Below are 16039 nucleotides of genomic sequence, written 5' to 3'. Positions count from 1 at the left end.
GATGAAAACAATATTTGCAGAATACAATCCACAATGCAACAGTATTGATGTTTATACCAGTGCCGGCTATATGCTTCGCATTGACTGCTGGGAAGCTGAAAAGAAATTAAAGACTACACATGGATCAGACTGTGCATTAAACGCACTCGCCATTGATGCTCCTCTTGAATATTCAAGATTATATCTTGATGGAAATTTGCAGATGTGGGTAGATGCGGAAGACTCCTTGAAAATTTGATAATCTAACATCAAAAATGAGTTGTGCAAAGAGAGAAGAGAAACTATATCTCTCTCCATGCACAGCCCACAAAAAATTTATACAATATCCATTCTTATTTCATCAATAATACTTTTATCTCTTAACTTGTGAATTTCAGTTCGTGTGATAAAAAACACAATTCCTATCAAAACAAATATACCACAAAATAATGCCGCCCACGGAATATGATACAATACCGGGAAAGCCTTCCGAATAGATAAATTAATTAAAAATGGAATGGCAATTCCAAGTATAACTCCCGGAACAAGTGCATTTACAACACAAAAAACACTTTCACTATATAACATCCTGCAAAGTGATTTATTTGTCATTCCAACACTCTTTAATACTGCAAACTCACGGCTTCTGATTCTGATATTTGTCGTCAGCGTACTAATTACACTTGTAAATCCCATGAGAACGAGCAGGATAACAAAACCATACATCACAATTTCAGCAAGAACTATAGCTATATTGAGCATTTTAATCATAGCATCTGTGCGGGCAATTCTCACGGTATATCCCTGCTCTACATAAGAATCCTCTGCCACAATCGGAAAATATTCATCCATGACACTTCTGGCATATTCTGTATAATCATCTTCATCTGATGGCATACTAAACCAGTCAAAATACCTCGCATCCGCATCAGGTACGACAATTCTGACCGGATATGGTGTCTTTTCCCCAAAACCATATTCCTTTAAATCTGACTGTTCTAAAATACCTCCAATTGTAAGTGTGTTCTTCTCATTGGCTGCGTTTATCAGGGAAATCTGTGTCACATCATCTTTAAAAGGTTTTATCGACACATACTCTCCATTGTCATTATATTGGTAAGTGTTCAGCAAAAGGATACTTCCATATTCTGCGCCTGCCCTGTCACACAGTTTTTTATAGAGTTCATCATCAACGGACACGATTTCTGTCCTTGTTTCCCTATTATCATCAGAAAATTTCGGAACCCGTAGCATATCCTCTGTTAATGTATTTTTATCTAATAGCGCATTGTAAGTAAAAGTATCTGCTCCAACACCATATACGTCTATTCCGTACTTTTCCAGCTTTTGTGTAATTTCATTATATTGGTCTGATGTAACAGGTCGGCTGATTTTTCTCTCTTCTTTCCCTGTTTTCGCATTTACCTCGATATCATAATTGGAAGAATAATCCACCATCATTTCTTTTGATTTTGGTGTCATCCATTCTTGGAATTCCTTTGCCTGACCGGATAATCCTCCGGTTAACAGAAAAAGTAAAATCCCAAGTGACAATGCACGTATCGTTGCCTTATAGCCGTATTTGTTTCTTTTCATGTTTTTATAGGCAATTGCAGACTCACATCCAAATATTTTTTGGATAAAGCTGTCTTTTACTTGGATCTCTTTCAAAACTGTACCTGCTCCAATCCCTTTTACACACTGGATAGCAGTAAATTTACCAACCTTTTTAGCTGGTCTGTATGCAGAGAATAATACAATGCAAAACGAAAATACACCTGCAAACAAATATGTCCACACAGATATATGAAAGAGCAGGGAAAAGGTAAAAGGTCTCATAATAATTTCTTTTGCAGCATCATTGATATCGGAAATAAAATGTCCTGTAAATTTCACACTAATATAACCAAGTATAGTTCCTGCAATGAGTCCAAGCGGGATGGCTGTCAGACTAAGCCATAAACTCTCATAGATAACACTTGCCCTTATCTGTCTGCCTGTTGCACCAACACATTTTAAAATACCAAACTCCTGAATCCGCTTATTGGCACTAGCAGAAAATATATTGGATATTACAGTAATCGACATTGCTGCAATAAGAAGACCTAAAAGCAGTGCCGGTATTGCAAGCATGAGAGAGTATGCTCCTCCATATTCTCCATAATCCGAACCAAGGAAATCCGTAAGCATCTTATTTGCGCTTGTCACAAAGCACATTACAGTTGTAATAAGTGATGTTGCAAGTGCGATTGCAAAAATTCCTGCAATCGTTCTTTTTTTATTCACTTTCATCTGGCTTAAGGCGAGTTGTGCTGTTATTTTCATTACTTCATCACCTCGTCTTTTATGATTTTTCCATCTCCGATCGTGATGATTCGGTTCGCCTGCAGAGCTATCTTTTCGTCATGTGTGACAAGAAGAATCGTCTGCTTATACTTCTGATTGGTAAACTTCAAAATATCCAGAATCTCTCTGCTTGTTTTACTATCAAGATTTCCGGTCGGCTCATCTGCAAGAATAAATGCCGGCTCGTTTATAAGTGCCCTTCCTATGGATACTCTTTGCTGCTGACCTCCTGACATTTGCCCTGGCAGATGTTTTGCTCTTTTCTCAAGCCCCAGCATATTCACAATCTCAGAAAGCCGTTCCTTATTCTCTTTTCTTCCATCTAATTTCCATGGCAGTACAATATTTTCCTCCGCAGTAAGAGTTGGAATCAGATTATAAAACTGATACACAATTCCCAGATTTCTTCTGCGGAAAATTGCAAGTTCATCCTCACTCATTGCTTGTATCTCATTTCCATCAATGATAACCGAACCGCTTGTTGGATAATCGATTCCACCAATCATATTCATAAGTGTCGATTTCCCGGAGCCGGATGCTCCGATAATTGCTACAAATTCTCCTCTTTCTACCGAAAAAGACACATGATCCAGCGCAATCACTTCAGACTCACCTTCACCATATTTCTTTGTTAATTCCTTTACTTCTAATACAGCCATTGCATTTCTCCTTGTTTTGCGGAGCAAAATCCGAACCTTTTGTTAGAAGAGGTCTTTACTCCTTTTTTCAAATACCATCCTAGCAATGCAAAATGACTGTTCTGTGACAAAAGAAATTATTATTGTGACAATTTTGTCACTTAGAAACAATTCCTGGTCTTCCAGCATAAATGATATCACTTGAAAAATTTTAAAATAAAAGTCGTTCCCTCTCCCCTGCCTCCAAAATCAACATCAATGTCGCCACCCTGTCCTTTCAGAATAGAGAGTGCAAGCGGCATTCCGATTCCAAATCCATTTTCATTGGTAGAATTTTCAAACCTTTTAAAAAGAGCAGCATACTCTGTTTTGTCCATTCCCATACCGCTGTCCCTGACCGAAATCCAGCTATACATGGGATTTTCTCCGCTGTCAATCTCAATTACACTTCCATCCGGTGAATATTCGATCGCATTTTTGACAATGTTTGTGAGTGCTTCTGTGGTCCAGCGTTTATCACAATGTATGAGGCAATCCTGTTTCAGCTCTATGGTCAGATTGTGGATATCCAAAAGGATTGCCACCGATGGTTTTACCGCCTCTAAGAGTTCTGACGTGTGGATGTCATTTTTGATAAAATCAATTGCATGGGCATCAAGCTTTGCCATCTTAAGAAGTGCCCCTACAAGCCACTCCATTTTGTTTAGCGAAACCTGAATGTTATGAATGAACTCTTCCTGTTTTTCCGGCTCTGCCTCCTCCAGTAAATCTGCCATAATCATCATGGAAGTAATCGGTGTTTTTAACTGATGGGAAATATCTGCCATATAATCAGAGAGACTGTCTCTTTCTGCCTCAACTGCCTTTATCTGTTCATTTTTCGTGTTCACAAGAGCATAAATATCATTTTTTAATATGTTAAAAGAGCCTTCCTTATTCACTCGAATATCCAGTTCCTCGCCGGAACTATAGCCTTTCACAAACTCCGACAACTGTTCTATCTCTTTTTTCTTAATCCACACGATATCCCATTCCTCTCACAGTCTCAATGTGTATTGCCTCTCCAAGTTTCTCCCGCAGCCGTTTCACATAAACGGTAAGTGTATTATCCTCAACAAAGTTGCCGTCTGCATCCCATATTTTGTCAAGAATCTGCTGCCTTTTCAAAAGTATTCCTTTATTACTCGCAAAAATAAGCAGTAACCGATATTCCAATGCTGTAAGTTCTATGCTTTTATCATTCACATAAACCTTTGCCTCATCTGTATGGATGGCTGCATGCCCCATATAGATTATGTTATCCTTCTCTCCATTTTTGATATTGACAGATAAAATGCGCCGAACTCTCGCCAAAAGTTCTCGAATTCTGAAAGGTTTTACAATATAATCCTGTGCTCCTTCATCAAATGCCCTCACAATTGTATTTTCATCATCCACAACTGTCAGGAAAATCACAGATGTAGCATTATTTTTGAATATCTCACTTACATCAAATCCAGTTCCATCCGGAAGCTGCATATCTATAATTGCCAGGTCAAAATTATAATGTTCAATTAAACTTCCGGCATCTTTTATACCTGTGGCATGATTTGTTTCATAACCTTCTGTCTCAAGTGCATACAGAATCCCCGAAGCAATCATTGTGTCATCTTCCACCAAAAGTATTCTACTCATGAATTATAGTCCTTTCGTTATAAGATTATTCTCTTCTTCATATATTCTCCATTAAACAACTTCCGATTTTAATGTCTCTATTATACCATAATGATACTATTATAAAAAAGGAAAAAGAGCTCCTTCAAGCTCTTTTGGGTCAGTTCTGCAAACTTGAATTTGTAAATATCATTTTACATTTTTATATGAAATCACAATATGACTTGGTGCAAATAATACTGATGCAATAATCAATAGCACTGACCTACTCATAATCCCACTAAATAAGAACAACATTGAAGGAATAATAGAAAGTGCTAATGCTCTGAAAACGCTGTTTTTCTTAAAACATATAATCCAAATAGCACAATAAAGCATTACCAATATGGTATCTACAATCAGATATAGTGCAAATGCTTCGTCAGACCACCACCCAAACCAAGTTCCCGGAATATTAATTATCATGAATCCGAAACAACCCAATCTCCCTACTTGTTCTGTGACCTCAACATATTTATTGTTCCACTTATTATCAAATCCATCTTTGCACTTAATCGCAATCTCGTTAAAGAACGTTGCGTCTTTTCTCAACCCACGAAGCGACACCATACCGTCAGCTTCCATCTGCTTTAATTGCTCCATATAGGTCGGAGCAAAAGGCTTTTTGAAATGCACATTATAGGGTATACGTTCCTCAATCACATTTATATTTTCATAGGTTTCATTCTTGCGTTCGTTGTGCCTTTCCGCCTTGCTCACATCAGAAGCGGTGTACTTTTTTACCCTTGCACAACTCATATCCGCCTTGTTGCTTTTCGCCATTTCGTTCTCCTTTCTCGGCAAGACGAAGCCATTACACAACATTCTTTGAATGTGTGTAACCCACTATGACACTTTCAGACGTTCTCCATTTGAGAGCAGGGCGGCGATTGATAACATTAACTTGCTTTTCCCATTGCCGGGATCGCCCTGCAACAGAGTAACCTTGCCAAACAGAATATACGGATACCACAGCCATTTCACTTCTTTTGGCTCAATTTCGCTTGCCTTGATAATTTCAAGATGTACAGTTACATTCATTTCATTTTCAATCATTTTCATAGTTCTTTGTTCTCCTTCTCGATAAATATTTTTGGCAATGCACCACAACACAGCGAAAACTCTGCTTACATTCACTACTGCATTTTCTGCAAAGTCGTTGTAGGTAATGCGATTTCTTTCATTCAGAAACAACGCCCACTCTTGTTTCCGCTTCTTGCTCATTCTCGGCATAGCAAGCAATCCTCCTTTCCTGCCGAAAATAAAAACCACAGGAAAGATACATTAAGCCTTGTTTGTGTCATTTCTCGGGTCAAAAATCAGGGAAAATTTCCTTTCTAAGCCTTTCAAAAAATCGCAAGGTGTTTGTACTAACCTGTGGTTGTGTATGAAATTGTGGGTTTGGGGTAACAAAAAACACCGTATTTCTACGGTGCGTTCTGTCAGATATATTCTGTTTTATGATAGCAGAAAACTGGAATTCACAGTTCTTCCATCCTTCCCATCTTCAGCGCCATAACAAGAGTTCCGGCTGCCATCACAAAGGCACCAATTTCAATCACATAGATGGGAAGAAGCGCCGGACCTGCCACGGCAAAGAAGTCCACGATAAAATGAATCCCATATGCAAGAACCGCTGTAAAAGCCGCTGTCCTGCATTTGCCTGCCTTTACCGCCCGATAGATCAGCAGTGACAACCCGATATGCAGAATGATGGCACTGATTCTTTCGATTCCGCTTACAAAAAAGAGTGGTGCCGGTGTTGTCCATAGGGCCGACAGCTGTGACACGGTCTGGTTTGCAGACTCAGCAGGAAGTGCCGCCAGCGTATTCTGCATGGCTCCGCTGTTGATCATCAGCATGGACACAAGATTGCTAATTCCGGAGAGTCCTCCGAGCAGAATGGCCTCCACACCGCCATGCCCGATTCCATACATCAGTGCATTTGGAAAATCCAGCCATTTCTTCATCCAGAACTTCATGGCAATCAGTCTTCCGGTCTCTTCAAAAACCGCTGCAGCCAAAGCCGCGTACACATAGTAAAGCCATGGTCTGCTCTGTGCGTTCAGTCCGCAGAACTGAATGACAAGAACATGCAGCAGCTGCTCCAACAGCATGGCAAACAGCAGATAGGTTCCTGCTCCGATAAAGAACGAGGAAATCCTTGCCTTAAGCTTCACCCTTCCTGCAATGAACAAAGCAATCGGTACCCCCATCGAGAGGACAACGGAGCAGATAACTCCCGCTATCGCCAGACCTGATATTGTGTTCAATTCCATCTTTATACCTCCCTGATTCTCAAAAAATTCCTTTATTGTATTTGAACTGTCCATACAATATAAAGCCTAATCCGACAATAACTGCTGGAAGAATGATATAATCTATAATTATTTCACTCCAAAACGAAACAATAAAACCTAATACAAGAGATATTCCTATAATCAGCGTTCCTGTGCCGACTGTTTTTCCATACTTTGGTATATCTTCTTCCTTTACTTTTCGCCTGTTATAAGAGTGAATTGTGCTGATATTGCCTTTGATATTTACAATTCCCACAACAGATATGAACACTCCCAAAATCAACATTATAATATTTTCCATAATGACCTCCTAAAAATAGAATAGTTCCTCAAATTTTTTGTCCAATGCAATACAAAGAATTAGAGCCAATTTTGCAGTTGGATTAAACTGTCCTGTTTCAATAGAACTAATGGTATTTCTTGATACCCCTACCATTTCTGCAAGCTGAGCTTGAGAAAGATTTGCTTCTGTGCGAACTTCCTTTAAGTGATTTTTCAGTTGTAATTGTTCTTTCATATTCTCACCTCTAAAAGATGGCTAACAAATCCAACAAATGCCAAAATGGAAAGCACAAAAAACAGAACGGTCAAGACCAAATCACTCTTTCGCTTCATTTTGATAAAACGAACTAACCATTGTGTTGCAATAATGCTGAAGTATATAACCCACGGACTGTAAATCATAGTGTGAGCAAGCACAGAAGATAACAGCGAAAGCAAACAACACACTAAAGCACCAACTTTGCTTGCGTGACTTCCGGCTTGATATACCACTTCCATTTCAGCCAAGTCCTTATTGCGATGTTCTTTTCTGCTTGCATTTAAGATTTCGTCCTTTTTCATAAAAACGCCTCCATGCCAAGTTTTCTTTGCATATTTTAATTATACACATACCAAGTTTTCTTGTCAATAGAGTTCATAAAAAAGTTACAACCGATATAAGAGGTAACTTTTCTACCACTTCGATTATACTCGCAACTTAATAACTTCTTGAATACTTGTCGAAAAAGAAAAACTGTCATCGGTTTGACAGCAGTTCTTCTTCGGTTGGTATCCGTTAGGAATACACAATATCATTCAATACAATCTCATCGGCACAGGCTCGAATGTTATTCATCAATCCTATCCATCTCATCATATCCGTTGCTTTCAGTTCTTCCGTTACACCTTGCTTCTTTGCCATTTCCTTTATCAGATATTCCGCCATATCACGAGCCGAAGTATCAATTTCGGCAAAGGTGTTCATATAACTTTCCGCTTGTCAGCAGATTAAAATATAGCACACTTCTCGACAAATTCTTACAAATAACTACAAATTTTTTCACAAGAAACGAAAAAAACGATACTGCATAGATTTCTTACTCCACACAATATCGTTCTCCTATATTTATACTTTCATTGTCTTCGCCAGAGAAGTAAGTCCTGGAAGTTTAGATACGATATTATACTCCTGCAGATCAGAAGGGTATGAACTGCGTCTGATAATCATATCAGTGTTGATAAAGAAACATTTTCCTTCGATTGCAATATGCTGAACTTTCATGCTAATAATTCACTCCTCGTATAATTTTCTTTGGGTTTAAAGCATCTGAAATCTATATCACTGTATATCCGGCATTTAATAATACAGCTAATGATTTTTCAAAATCCGCATCTTTCACTAAAATATAATCTGTGTTGAATGTAGATACCGCAAAAATTCCAATTTTATTATCTGCAAGTATTCCAGACAACTTTGAAAGAATGCCAATGAGTGAAAAATCTAAAATTCCTTGAATACGGAAACCACGCCACCCATCTTCACGTTCTATTGTGTTTTCAGGAACGTCATTTGTTTCACACACAAGAGAAATTTCTTCATCTGTTTTACCAATGAAGTAGAATTCCTTGCTTAAATCTATATCATCAATGTTTTTGACTTTACATACCGTTAGCAACCGCTCTAATTTATTTAATACCAGCAAATTACTCTCCTCCACAATTTCCGATTTTCTCAATTCTCCAAACTTGAAGTTGTATCATCATTTATCTTTATCTTTTTTTGAAAAAATAAGACTGCCAGATATACCAAAAGATATACCCAGACATATTCCGATTCCAATTCCAGCCATGCTATTTAAGACATTTATAAAAACAACGCTCCAAAGTATTGCTGCGATTATTCCGATAGTGACTCCTATAATTATCCTTTTGTTGTTCATCAGCTTTATCCTCCATAAATTTCGATTTGTTAAACTCAACACACCTATTATACCTTATATCGGCAGATTCGCATGTCCATTTTATGTCATATTTCTGCAATATAAAAGGTCAAACCCGTCAAGCCCGATGGTTACTGACGAATCTGACCTTTTATAATCAAATTTCTGGATTTTTTCTTCTATTACAATATGTGTCAAATCAGGATTTAATTTATCTCGTCTTTATCTTAAATCCGTTCTTGAAGATAAATCGTATATCACTCTTAGCCTTTACCACCACTTCCTGCACCAGACTGCTCCAAAGTCCCTCATCGAATTTCTCTATCAAAGTGCCTTGTTTTTCCAATGCCGAATGAATCCCTTGAATAATTCTCTCTGAGCCTTTTTGCTTTCAATCTGTTCTGAAATCTTGTCATAATCTGCTTTGATGGTATTGTACATTTCGATAATGTCAACATATCTTCTATATCCATTCTGTTCAAGTGCCGTCCGGCTGTTCTCTGCTATGGCTGTCTGCATCTGCTCTACACTAATTATACATTACTCTCCCCACAAATAGAGCCAAACTAGAGCCATTTGATAAAACAAATGCCGGAAACCCGCATAAATACAGGCTTTCGGCATTTTAATCCGTTATTCAAACTCCAGACAGACAGTATGCCATATAAGTGAAAATCATTGATTTTAAGGCATTTTCAGGAACTATCAAACACTAAAATCTATATGAAAAAAAATTAAAAATGCAATAAAAATGCAATCGAAGTACATTCAGATTTTATAAAATAGACCGGCAAACCTCAATATCATCCAAAAATAGACGTTCAACAATGAGCGTCTATTTTTGGTTTCAAAATTAAATGGGGCTGAAAACAGCCCCGATGGGAATTGGAGATTTGACCCTCCCGGATTCTTCATGTCATGCCAGCCGTATTTTTTTCCATTGCCCCTGCACACTTTAGCAAAAATTCCCAGAAATTCCGTCGCCCACCATAATGCTTTTTACAGTTGTTATTATTGTCATAAGCGTACCTCCTGATACTATAAATCTCCACTGAAATCTACTTTTAAGTTGTTGGGAGTACATGACAGAGCTACATGAAAAAACACAAGCTAACAATCCTAACCATGACTATTTAATTTTTAACACCTAGATAATATCACAACCCTGTAATTTCTTCAATAGTCCCAGAAAGGATGTGATACTACGAAGAAATCACCACCGCCGGAGCATTCCCCTCCGGCTTCCAGACCGGAACCCGAAACCGACCACCGAACACAACATTCAGAAAGGACAGGTACATCTATATGGAATTAAAATTCGTTATCCCCAACATGGAAAAAACATTCGGCAACTTGGAGTTCGCCGGAGAAGACAAAACAGAACAAAAAAGAATCAATGGACGTATGGCGGTACTCTCTCGTAGTTTCAACCTTTATTCAGACGTACAGAGGGCGGATGATATTGTGGTTATCCTTCCTGCCGAAGCCGGAGAGAAACACTTTGACTTTGAGGAACGTGTGAAGCTCGTCAATCCCCGTATCACCGCAGAGGGCTATAAAATCGGCACAAGGGGCTTTACCAACTACATTTTACACGCTGACGATATGGTAAAAGCGTAAAGAAAAGGAGGACATCAGACTATGAGATTAGCAAACGGAATCGTGATTGACAAGGAAGCAACTTTCGGGGCATTAAAGTTTTCTGCCCTCCGCCGTGAGGTTCACCTCCAGAATGAAGACGGCTCGGTATCAGAAGAAATCAAGGAGCGTACCTATGACTTAAAATCCAGAGGACAGGGGCGGATGATTCAGGTTTCCATCCCTGCCAGCGTGCCGTTAAAGGAGCTCGATTACAACGCAGAGGTGGAAATTATCAATCCGGTGGCAGACACCGTGGCAACGGCTACTTTTCAGGGAGCAGAGGTGGACTGGTACATCAAGGCGGATGATATTGTCCTGAAAAAAGGAGCTGCCATGAATCCCCAGCCGCCGAAGAAAGACACTCCCCCTGTAAAATAACAGGAACCTAAAAAGAAAATGAAAGGAGGATGATTCCCATGAAGCAGCTTTTCCCCCATGGAAAACGTATCCGCCCCACGGATAAAGACCTTGTGTTCCATACTGCCCTTTCCGCCCTGTTCCCTGTCTTCCTGCTGGTTGTCCTGCTGTTTCATATCCGGCAGATTGCCGGAATCAACTGGCAGGAAGTGTCCCTCTCCCAGATAGTACAGAATGTAAATATCCCTTACCTATTATTCAGCATGGGCGTGGCAGGGCTGGTGTGTCTTGCAGTAATTCTTCTGTTCTGGCAATACCGCAGGGACGAAGTAAAGCAGCTCATCCACCGCCAAAAGCTGGCAAGGATGGTGTTGGAAAATAAGTGGTATGAATCGGAGCAGAGAAAGGAGGACACTTTTTTCAAGGACTTGTCTTCCAGCCGTTCCAAAGAAACCATTACTTACTTTCCCAAAATCTACTACCGGATGAAACAAGGCTTACTCCATATCCGTGTAGAAATCACCTTAGGGAAATATCAGGAACAGCTCTTAAACTTGGAGAAAAAGCTGGAAAGCGGCTTGTACTGTGAGCTGACGGATAAGGAATTAAAGGATTCCTACGTGGAGTACACCCTGCTCTATGATACCATTGCCAACCGTATCTCCATTGAGGATGTACAGGCAAAAGACGGCAGGCTCCGGCTCATGGAAAATGTCTGGTGGGAGTATGACAAACTCCCCCATATGCTCATTGCCGGAGGAACCGGCGGCGGAAAGACCTACTTTATCCTAACCCTTATTGAAGCCCTGCTCCGCACCAACGCCATCTTGTTCGTGTTAGACCCCAAAAACGCCGACCTTGCGGATTTACAGGCGGTTATGCCGGATGTGTACTACAAAAAGGAAGATATGCTTTCCTGCATTGACCGTTTCTATGAAGAAATGATGAAACGCAGTGAAGACATGAAGCTCATGGAGAATTACCGGACAGGGGAAAACTACGCTTACTTGGGGCTTCCGGCAAATTTCCTTATCTTTGATGAATATGTGGCATTTATGGAAATGCTCGGCACAAAGGAAAACGCCGCCGTTCTCAACAAGTTAAAACAAATCGTTATGCTTGGGCGGCAGGCTGGTTTCTTCCTGATTCTCGCCTGCCAGCGTCCGGACGCAAAGTATCTGGGGGACGGAATCCGTGACCAGTTCAATTTCCGTGTGGCTCTGGGGCGGATGTCGGAAATGGGCTATGGGATGATGTTCGGGGAAACCACAAAGGATTTCTTCCTAAAGCAGATAAAAGGGCGTGGCTATGTGGACGTAGGAACCAGCGTTATCTCGGAATTTTACACGCCCCTTGTGCCAAAAGGACACGATTTCCTCAAAGAAATAAAAAAACTGATAGACAGCAGGCAGGAAGTGCAGGCGGCGTGCGAAGCGAAAGCCGCAGAAACGGACTAACCTGCTGTGGCTGGTGTGCCGCAAGGCACGCCAGCAGGAACCCCTCGTATCTAACAGAGGGGTACAAATCGACAGGCAACAACCAAACAACAGGGCAGAATCCCACGGTACACAAGGGATTTTCCCCATATCCGGCGTATGTCAACAAAGCTCTGAAAGTTGACATACGCTTTTTTAGACAGGAGGGATTTTCACTGAATGAAGAAACATGGGTACGGGACATCAAAGAGAAACGGGAAGTTTACGGTATCTCACAACAAAAACTTGCGTTAGCTGCCGGAATTACCCGTCCGTATCTGAGCGATATTGAAACGGGCAAGGCTCATCCATCCGAAGCATTACAGGAAGCCATCACGGAAGCTCTGGAACGCTTCAATCCAGACGCTCCCCTTGAAATGCTCTTTGACTATGTGCGGATTCGCTTCCCCACTACGGATGTGAAGCATATCGTGGAAGATGTGCTGCGGCTAAAGCTGCCCTACTTTATCCATGAAGACTACGGCTTCTACTCGTACACGGAGCATTACTATCTGGGTGATATTTTCGTTCTGGTATCGCCGGAACTGGAAAAAGGGGTGCTGCTGGAACTGAAAGGGCGTGGCTGCCGCCAGTTTGAAAGCTATCTTCTGGCACAGGAACGGAGCTGGTATGAATTTTTTATGGATGTTCTCATGGAGGACGGCGTGATGAAGCGGCTTGACCTTGCCATCAATGATAAAACGGGAATCCTGAACATTCCCCATCTGACAGAGAAGTGCCGGAATGAGGAATGTATCTCGGTCTTCCGCAGCTTCAAAAGCTACCGCAGCGGTGAACTGGTACGGCGTGAGGAAAAAGAATGTATGGGGAACACCCTGTATATCGGCTCCCTCCAGAGTGAGGTGTACTTCTGCATTTACGAAAAAGACTATGAGCAGTACAAAAAGCATGATATTCCCATTGCGGACGCAGAGGTAAAGAATCGTTTTGAAATCCGGCTGAAAAATGAGCGTGCCTTTTACGCCATCCGTGACCTGTTAGAACATGACAATCCAGAACGGACAGCCTTTCAAATCATCAACCGCTATATTCGGTTCGTGGACAGGGACGATACAAAGCCCCGTTCTGACTGGCGTATCAATGAGGAATGGGCGTGGTTTATGGGGGAACACAGGGGAAGCCTGAAACTGACAACCAAACCGGAACCGTATTCCTTTGAACGCACCCTGCACTGGCTCTCCCATCAGGTAGCCCCCACGTTAAAACTGGCTCTCCGTCTGGATAAGATGAACCACACCCAGATTGTCCATGACATCATCACCCATGCAAGGCTGACGGAAAAGCACGAAAAAATCCTGAAGCAGCAAGCTGCCGCTGCAAAGGAGGTGGTGCTTTAACGGCGGCAATTTTAGAACCTAAGAACTCTTACAGCAAAGAAAGGAGCTTTTATGAATTTCGGACAGAATCTTTACAACTGGTTTTTATCCAACGCCCAGTCCCTTGTACTGCTGGCAATCGTGGTGATTGGGCTGTACCTTGGATTTAAGAGGGAATTTTCCAAACTTATCGGCTTTCTGGTGGTGTCCCTTGTAGCGGTCGGTCTGGTCTTCAATGCAGACGGTGTAAAGGACATCTTACTGGAACTGTTCAATAAGATTATCGGTGCATAGGGAACCCATTTTACACTTCCGTTATGGAGCAAGCTCTGATTGCTTCATGGCGGAAGTCCACTAGGGGCTTGGGGAGCGTAACTCCCCAAAAACAAATTGTATCTATATTTTAAATGTGTTATAATTTCAAAAAATTTAGAAAGAGGTAATCACATTGAAATATAGAATAAATAGTATAAGTGTTCCTTTTGGTGGCATATCTTGGGAACAGTACACAACTGAAAAAGATAGAATTGAATATTTGTTTTTTTATTTAGAGTCAAAACGCATATTGACAAATCCGATTGAAATGGAATTACCAGACCAATGCGTACATTCAGTATTGGAAATAAAAGCTGAATTAGTTAATATAGCCAAAGACTTTGATTTTAGCTCTAATGTAAAAAAAGAACTACGTCAACTGATACAAATATGTAATAAATATCTGGATAATTTGAATAAACTCAATCTGCCACACATTATCTACAAAGAAAATGATAGATGGGCTGATTTGAATTTTGATTCAGCTATGAAACAGTTTCGAAGCGGATTTAAGAAATCCATTGAAAATCTGTCAAAAGAAACTAATGTGGTTGTAACTTTTACAATACCTGAAAAATGGTGATTTTATAGTGGATATATTTGAAACAGCTCATTCTTATTTGAATTAGCTGTTTTTTATATACCTTAAATCAGAAAGGACGTGATACCGATTGAAGAAATGAAAATCTACATCCTGAACACCACAAGGTTTTACCATGAAGATTTTGAGGAATATCCTGGGGCATGGTTTTCCTGTCCTGTGGATTTTGAAGAAATCAGGGAACGTCTTGGAGTTCAGAGTGAGGAAGAAATCGAAATTGAAGACTATGAGCTGCCGTTTCCATTGGAGGGAAACACAAGGCTCTGGGAAATCAACGCCCTTTGCCGGATGATACAGGAAATGCAGGGAACGCCCCTCTATTATGAAATGGATGTGGTACAAAAGCGGTGGTTTCCCAGCTTTACGGAATTTATCGACCACAAAGACCAGATACACTGCTATCCGGTGCAGGACGGAGAATCCCTCGCCCGTTATCTGGTGCAGGAGGTACAGCTATTTGGAGAAGTGCATCCAGACCTGTTGAACCATATCGACTACGCTTCCATTGGTCGGGAACTGGAAACCAGCGAAAACTACCTGTTTACGGACAATGGTATCTTTTATTACCGCTAAAAGGAGGTGAGTAACTTGGAAGAAATGCGGATTTACATTGCCAACTTAGGCAAATACAATGAGGGCGAACTGGTAGGGGCATGGTTCACGCCGCCTGTAGACTTTGAGGAAGTCAAAGAACGTATCGGTTTGAATGATGAATATGAGGAATACGCCATCCATGACTATGAGCTGCCCTTTGAGATTGACGAATATACCCCCATTGAGGAAATCAACCGCCTGTGTGAAATGGTGGAGGACTTACCGGAATACATTCAGGAGGAACTATCAGAGCTGCAATCCTACTTTGGCAGTATCGAAGAACTCTGTGAGCATGAAGATGATATTATCTGCCATTCCGGCTGTGATGATATGGCGGATGTGGCTCGCTACTATCTGGAAGAAAGCGGACAGCTTGGCGAACTTCCGGCACACTTACAAAACTATATAGACTATGCAGCCTATGGGCGTGACATGGAATTGGAGGGAACCTTTGTTATCACGAACCACGGCGTATATGAAATCTTACGGTAGCCCCGTCTGTATCTCTTTCAGGAAATACAGGCGGATTTTTTTATTCAGGGGCGGCTTTTGCTGCCCCATCT

The 16039-nt window shown here is 40.8% G+C and carries 24 protein-coding genes and 1 pseudogene; 9 read left to right on the top strand and 16 right to left on the bottom strand.

The genetic code is table 11. The features are described from left to right. Window position 1: 1 nt before the first annotated feature. Window positions 2-238: a DUF6061 family protein gene (locus ACYQ2D_RS11290; protein ID WP_118701304.1), complete on the top strand. Its 237-nt coding sequence runs from the start codon at window positions 2-4 to the stop codon at window positions 236-238. Window positions 239-315: 77 nt separating this feature from the next. On the opposite strand, the gene ACYQ2D_RS11285 is transcribed toward ACYQ2D_RS11290, so the two are convergent. From ACYQ2D_RS11285 to ACYQ2D_RS11210, 16 genes and pseudogenes are all read right to left on the bottom strand, one after another. After that, window positions 316-2304: an ABC transporter permease gene (locus ACYQ2D_RS11285; RefSeq protein WP_459785460.1), complete on the bottom strand. Its 1989-nt coding sequence runs from the start codon at window positions 2302-2304 to the stop codon at window positions 316-318. Beyond that, complete coding sequence (locus ACYQ2D_RS11280; protein ID WP_144366508.1) at window positions 2304-2984, bottom strand: ABC transporter ATP-binding protein; 681 nt, start codon at window positions 2982-2984, stop codon at window positions 2304-2306. Before ACYQ2D_RS11280 ends, ACYQ2D_RS11285 begins: the two co-directional genes overlap by 1 nt. 176 nt (window positions 2985-3160) lie before the next feature. Further along, entirely contained in the window at window positions 3161-3985 is an 825-nt protein-coding gene (locus ACYQ2D_RS11275; protein WP_459785459.1) for a sensor histidine kinase, read from the bottom strand. Then, window positions 3975-4637: a response regulator transcription factor gene (locus ACYQ2D_RS11270; protein WP_118701307.1), complete on the bottom strand. Its 663-nt coding sequence runs from the start codon at window positions 4635-4637 to the stop codon at window positions 3975-3977. Before ACYQ2D_RS11270 ends, ACYQ2D_RS11275 begins: the two co-directional genes overlap by 11 nt. Before the next feature lie 168 nt (window positions 4638-4805). Then, the gene (locus ACYQ2D_RS11265) at window positions 4806-5438 is read right to left on the bottom strand and encodes a plasmid recombination protein (protein ID WP_118030113.1); all 633 of its coding nucleotides are present in this window, start codon (window positions 5436-5438) and stop codon (window positions 4806-4808) included. Window positions 5439-5501: 63 nt separating this feature from the next. Then, window positions 5502-5717, bottom strand: coding sequence for a DNA repair protein RadA (locus tag ACYQ2D_RS11260; protein ID WP_252969459.1), 216 nt, complete (start codon window positions 5715-5717; stop codon window positions 5502-5504). Then, window positions 5704-5888 (bottom strand): annotated as a pseudogene (locus ACYQ2D_RS11255) (hypothetical protein). Before ACYQ2D_RS11255 ends, ACYQ2D_RS11260 begins: the two are co-directional and overlap by 14 nt. Window positions 5889-6136: 248 nt before the next feature. After that, window positions 6137-6934 (bottom strand): YhfC family intramembrane metalloprotease, encoded by a 798-nt coding sequence (locus tag ACYQ2D_RS11250; protein WP_459785458.1) that lies wholly within the window; start codon window positions 6932-6934, stop codon window positions 6137-6139. A 19-nt stretch (window positions 6935-6953) separates the two neighbouring features. Further along, window positions 6954-7256 (bottom strand): hypothetical protein, encoded by a 303-nt coding sequence (locus ACYQ2D_RS11245; RefSeq protein WP_008121271.1) that lies wholly within the window; start codon window positions 7254-7256, stop codon window positions 6954-6956. Window positions 7257-7265: 9 nt separating this feature from the next. Then, window positions 7266-7472 (bottom strand): helix-turn-helix transcriptional regulator, encoded by a 207-nt coding sequence (locus ACYQ2D_RS11240; RefSeq protein ID WP_003865061.1) that lies wholly within the window; start codon window positions 7470-7472, stop codon window positions 7266-7268. Further along, window positions 7469-7798 carry a DUF6442 family protein gene (locus ACYQ2D_RS11235; protein ID WP_118030115.1) on the bottom strand — a complete coding sequence of 110 codons (330 nt, stop codon included), beginning with the start codon at window positions 7796-7798 and terminating at the stop codon, window positions 7469-7471. Before ACYQ2D_RS11235 ends, ACYQ2D_RS11240 begins: the two co-directional genes overlap by 4 nt. A 214-nt stretch (window positions 7799-8012) precedes the next feature. Continuing rightward, window positions 8013-8201 carry a TnpV protein gene (locus ACYQ2D_RS11230; protein ID WP_459785457.1) on the bottom strand — a complete coding sequence of 63 codons (189 nt, stop codon included), beginning with the start codon at window positions 8199-8201 and terminating at the stop codon, window positions 8013-8015. 141 nt (window positions 8202-8342) lie between these two features. Further along, a complete protein-coding gene (locus tag ACYQ2D_RS11225) occupies window positions 8343-8498 on the bottom strand; it encodes a hypothetical protein (RefSeq protein WP_207661617.1) in 156 nt (51 codons plus the stop codon). A gap of 52 nt (window positions 8499-8550) precedes the next feature. After that, the gene (locus tag ACYQ2D_RS11220) at window positions 8551-8916 is read right to left on the bottom strand and encodes an ACT domain-containing protein (RefSeq protein WP_055298413.1); all 366 of its coding nucleotides are present in this window, start codon (window positions 8914-8916) and stop codon (window positions 8551-8553) included. A gap of 60 nt (window positions 8917-8976) precedes the next feature. Continuing rightward, window positions 8977-9156 carry a hypothetical protein gene (locus ACYQ2D_RS11215; RefSeq protein ID WP_022233904.1) on the bottom strand — a complete coding sequence of 60 codons (180 nt, stop codon included), beginning with the start codon at window positions 9154-9156 and terminating at the stop codon, window positions 8977-8979. A gap of 324 nt (window positions 9157-9480) precedes the next feature. Beyond that, entirely contained in the window at window positions 9481-9675 is a 195-nt protein-coding gene (locus ACYQ2D_RS11210; RefSeq protein WP_117457916.1) for a hypothetical protein, read from the bottom strand. 786 nt (window positions 9676-10461) lie between these two features. Here ACYQ2D_RS11210 and ACYQ2D_RS11205 point away from each other — a divergent pair. The 8 genes from ACYQ2D_RS11205 (at window position 10462) to ACYQ2D_RS11170 (ending at window position 15968) form a co-directional block, all read left to right on the top strand. Continuing rightward, on the top strand, window positions 10462-10776 hold the full coding sequence (locus tag ACYQ2D_RS11205; protein ID WP_279073643.1) for a YdcP family protein: 315 nt from the start codon (window positions 10462-10464) through the stop codon (window positions 10774-10776). Between the two features lie 21 nt (window positions 10777-10797). After that, window positions 10798-11175: a YdcP family protein gene (locus ACYQ2D_RS11200; protein ID WP_459785456.1), complete on the top strand. Its 378-nt coding sequence runs from the start codon at window positions 10798-10800 to the stop codon at window positions 11173-11175. 38 nt (window positions 11176-11213) lie between these two features. Beyond that, window positions 11214-12611 (top strand): FtsK/SpoIIIE domain-containing protein, encoded by a 1398-nt coding sequence (locus ACYQ2D_RS11195; protein WP_459785455.1) that lies wholly within the window; start codon window positions 11214-11216, stop codon window positions 12609-12611. A gap of 152 nt (window positions 12612-12763) precedes the next feature. Beyond that, complete coding sequence (gene mobT, locus ACYQ2D_RS11190; protein WP_459786171.1) at window positions 12764-13987, top strand: MobT family relaxase; 1224 nt, start codon at window positions 12764-12766, stop codon at window positions 13985-13987. A gap of 51 nt (window positions 13988-14038) precedes the next feature. Then, window positions 14039-14260, top strand: a complete 222-nt coding sequence (locus tag ACYQ2D_RS11185; RefSeq protein ID WP_002570387.1) for a hypothetical protein — start codon at window positions 14039-14041, stop codon at window positions 14258-14260. Window positions 14261-14414: 154 nt separating this feature from the next. Beyond that, window positions 14415-14864, top strand: a complete 450-nt coding sequence (locus ACYQ2D_RS11180; protein ID WP_173903950.1) for a DUF6650 family protein — start codon at window positions 14415-14417, stop codon at window positions 14862-14864. 96 nt (window positions 14865-14960) lie between these two features. Further along, window positions 14961-15455, top strand: a complete 495-nt coding sequence (locus ACYQ2D_RS11175; RefSeq protein ID WP_118731136.1) for an antirestriction protein ArdA — start codon at window positions 14961-14963, stop codon at window positions 15453-15455. A gap of 24 nt (window positions 15456-15479) precedes the next feature. Continuing rightward, window positions 15480-15968 (top strand): antirestriction protein ArdA, encoded by a 489-nt coding sequence (locus ACYQ2D_RS11170; protein WP_165487753.1) that lies wholly within the window; start codon window positions 15480-15482, stop codon window positions 15966-15968. Window positions 15969-16039 lie beyond the last annotated feature (71 nt).

The sequence above is a fragment of the Blautia stercoris genome (assembly GCF_054657695.1).
The sequence above is the reverse complement of the archived record's forward strand: the minus strand, read 5'-3'. Positions and strand labels throughout refer to the sequence as shown.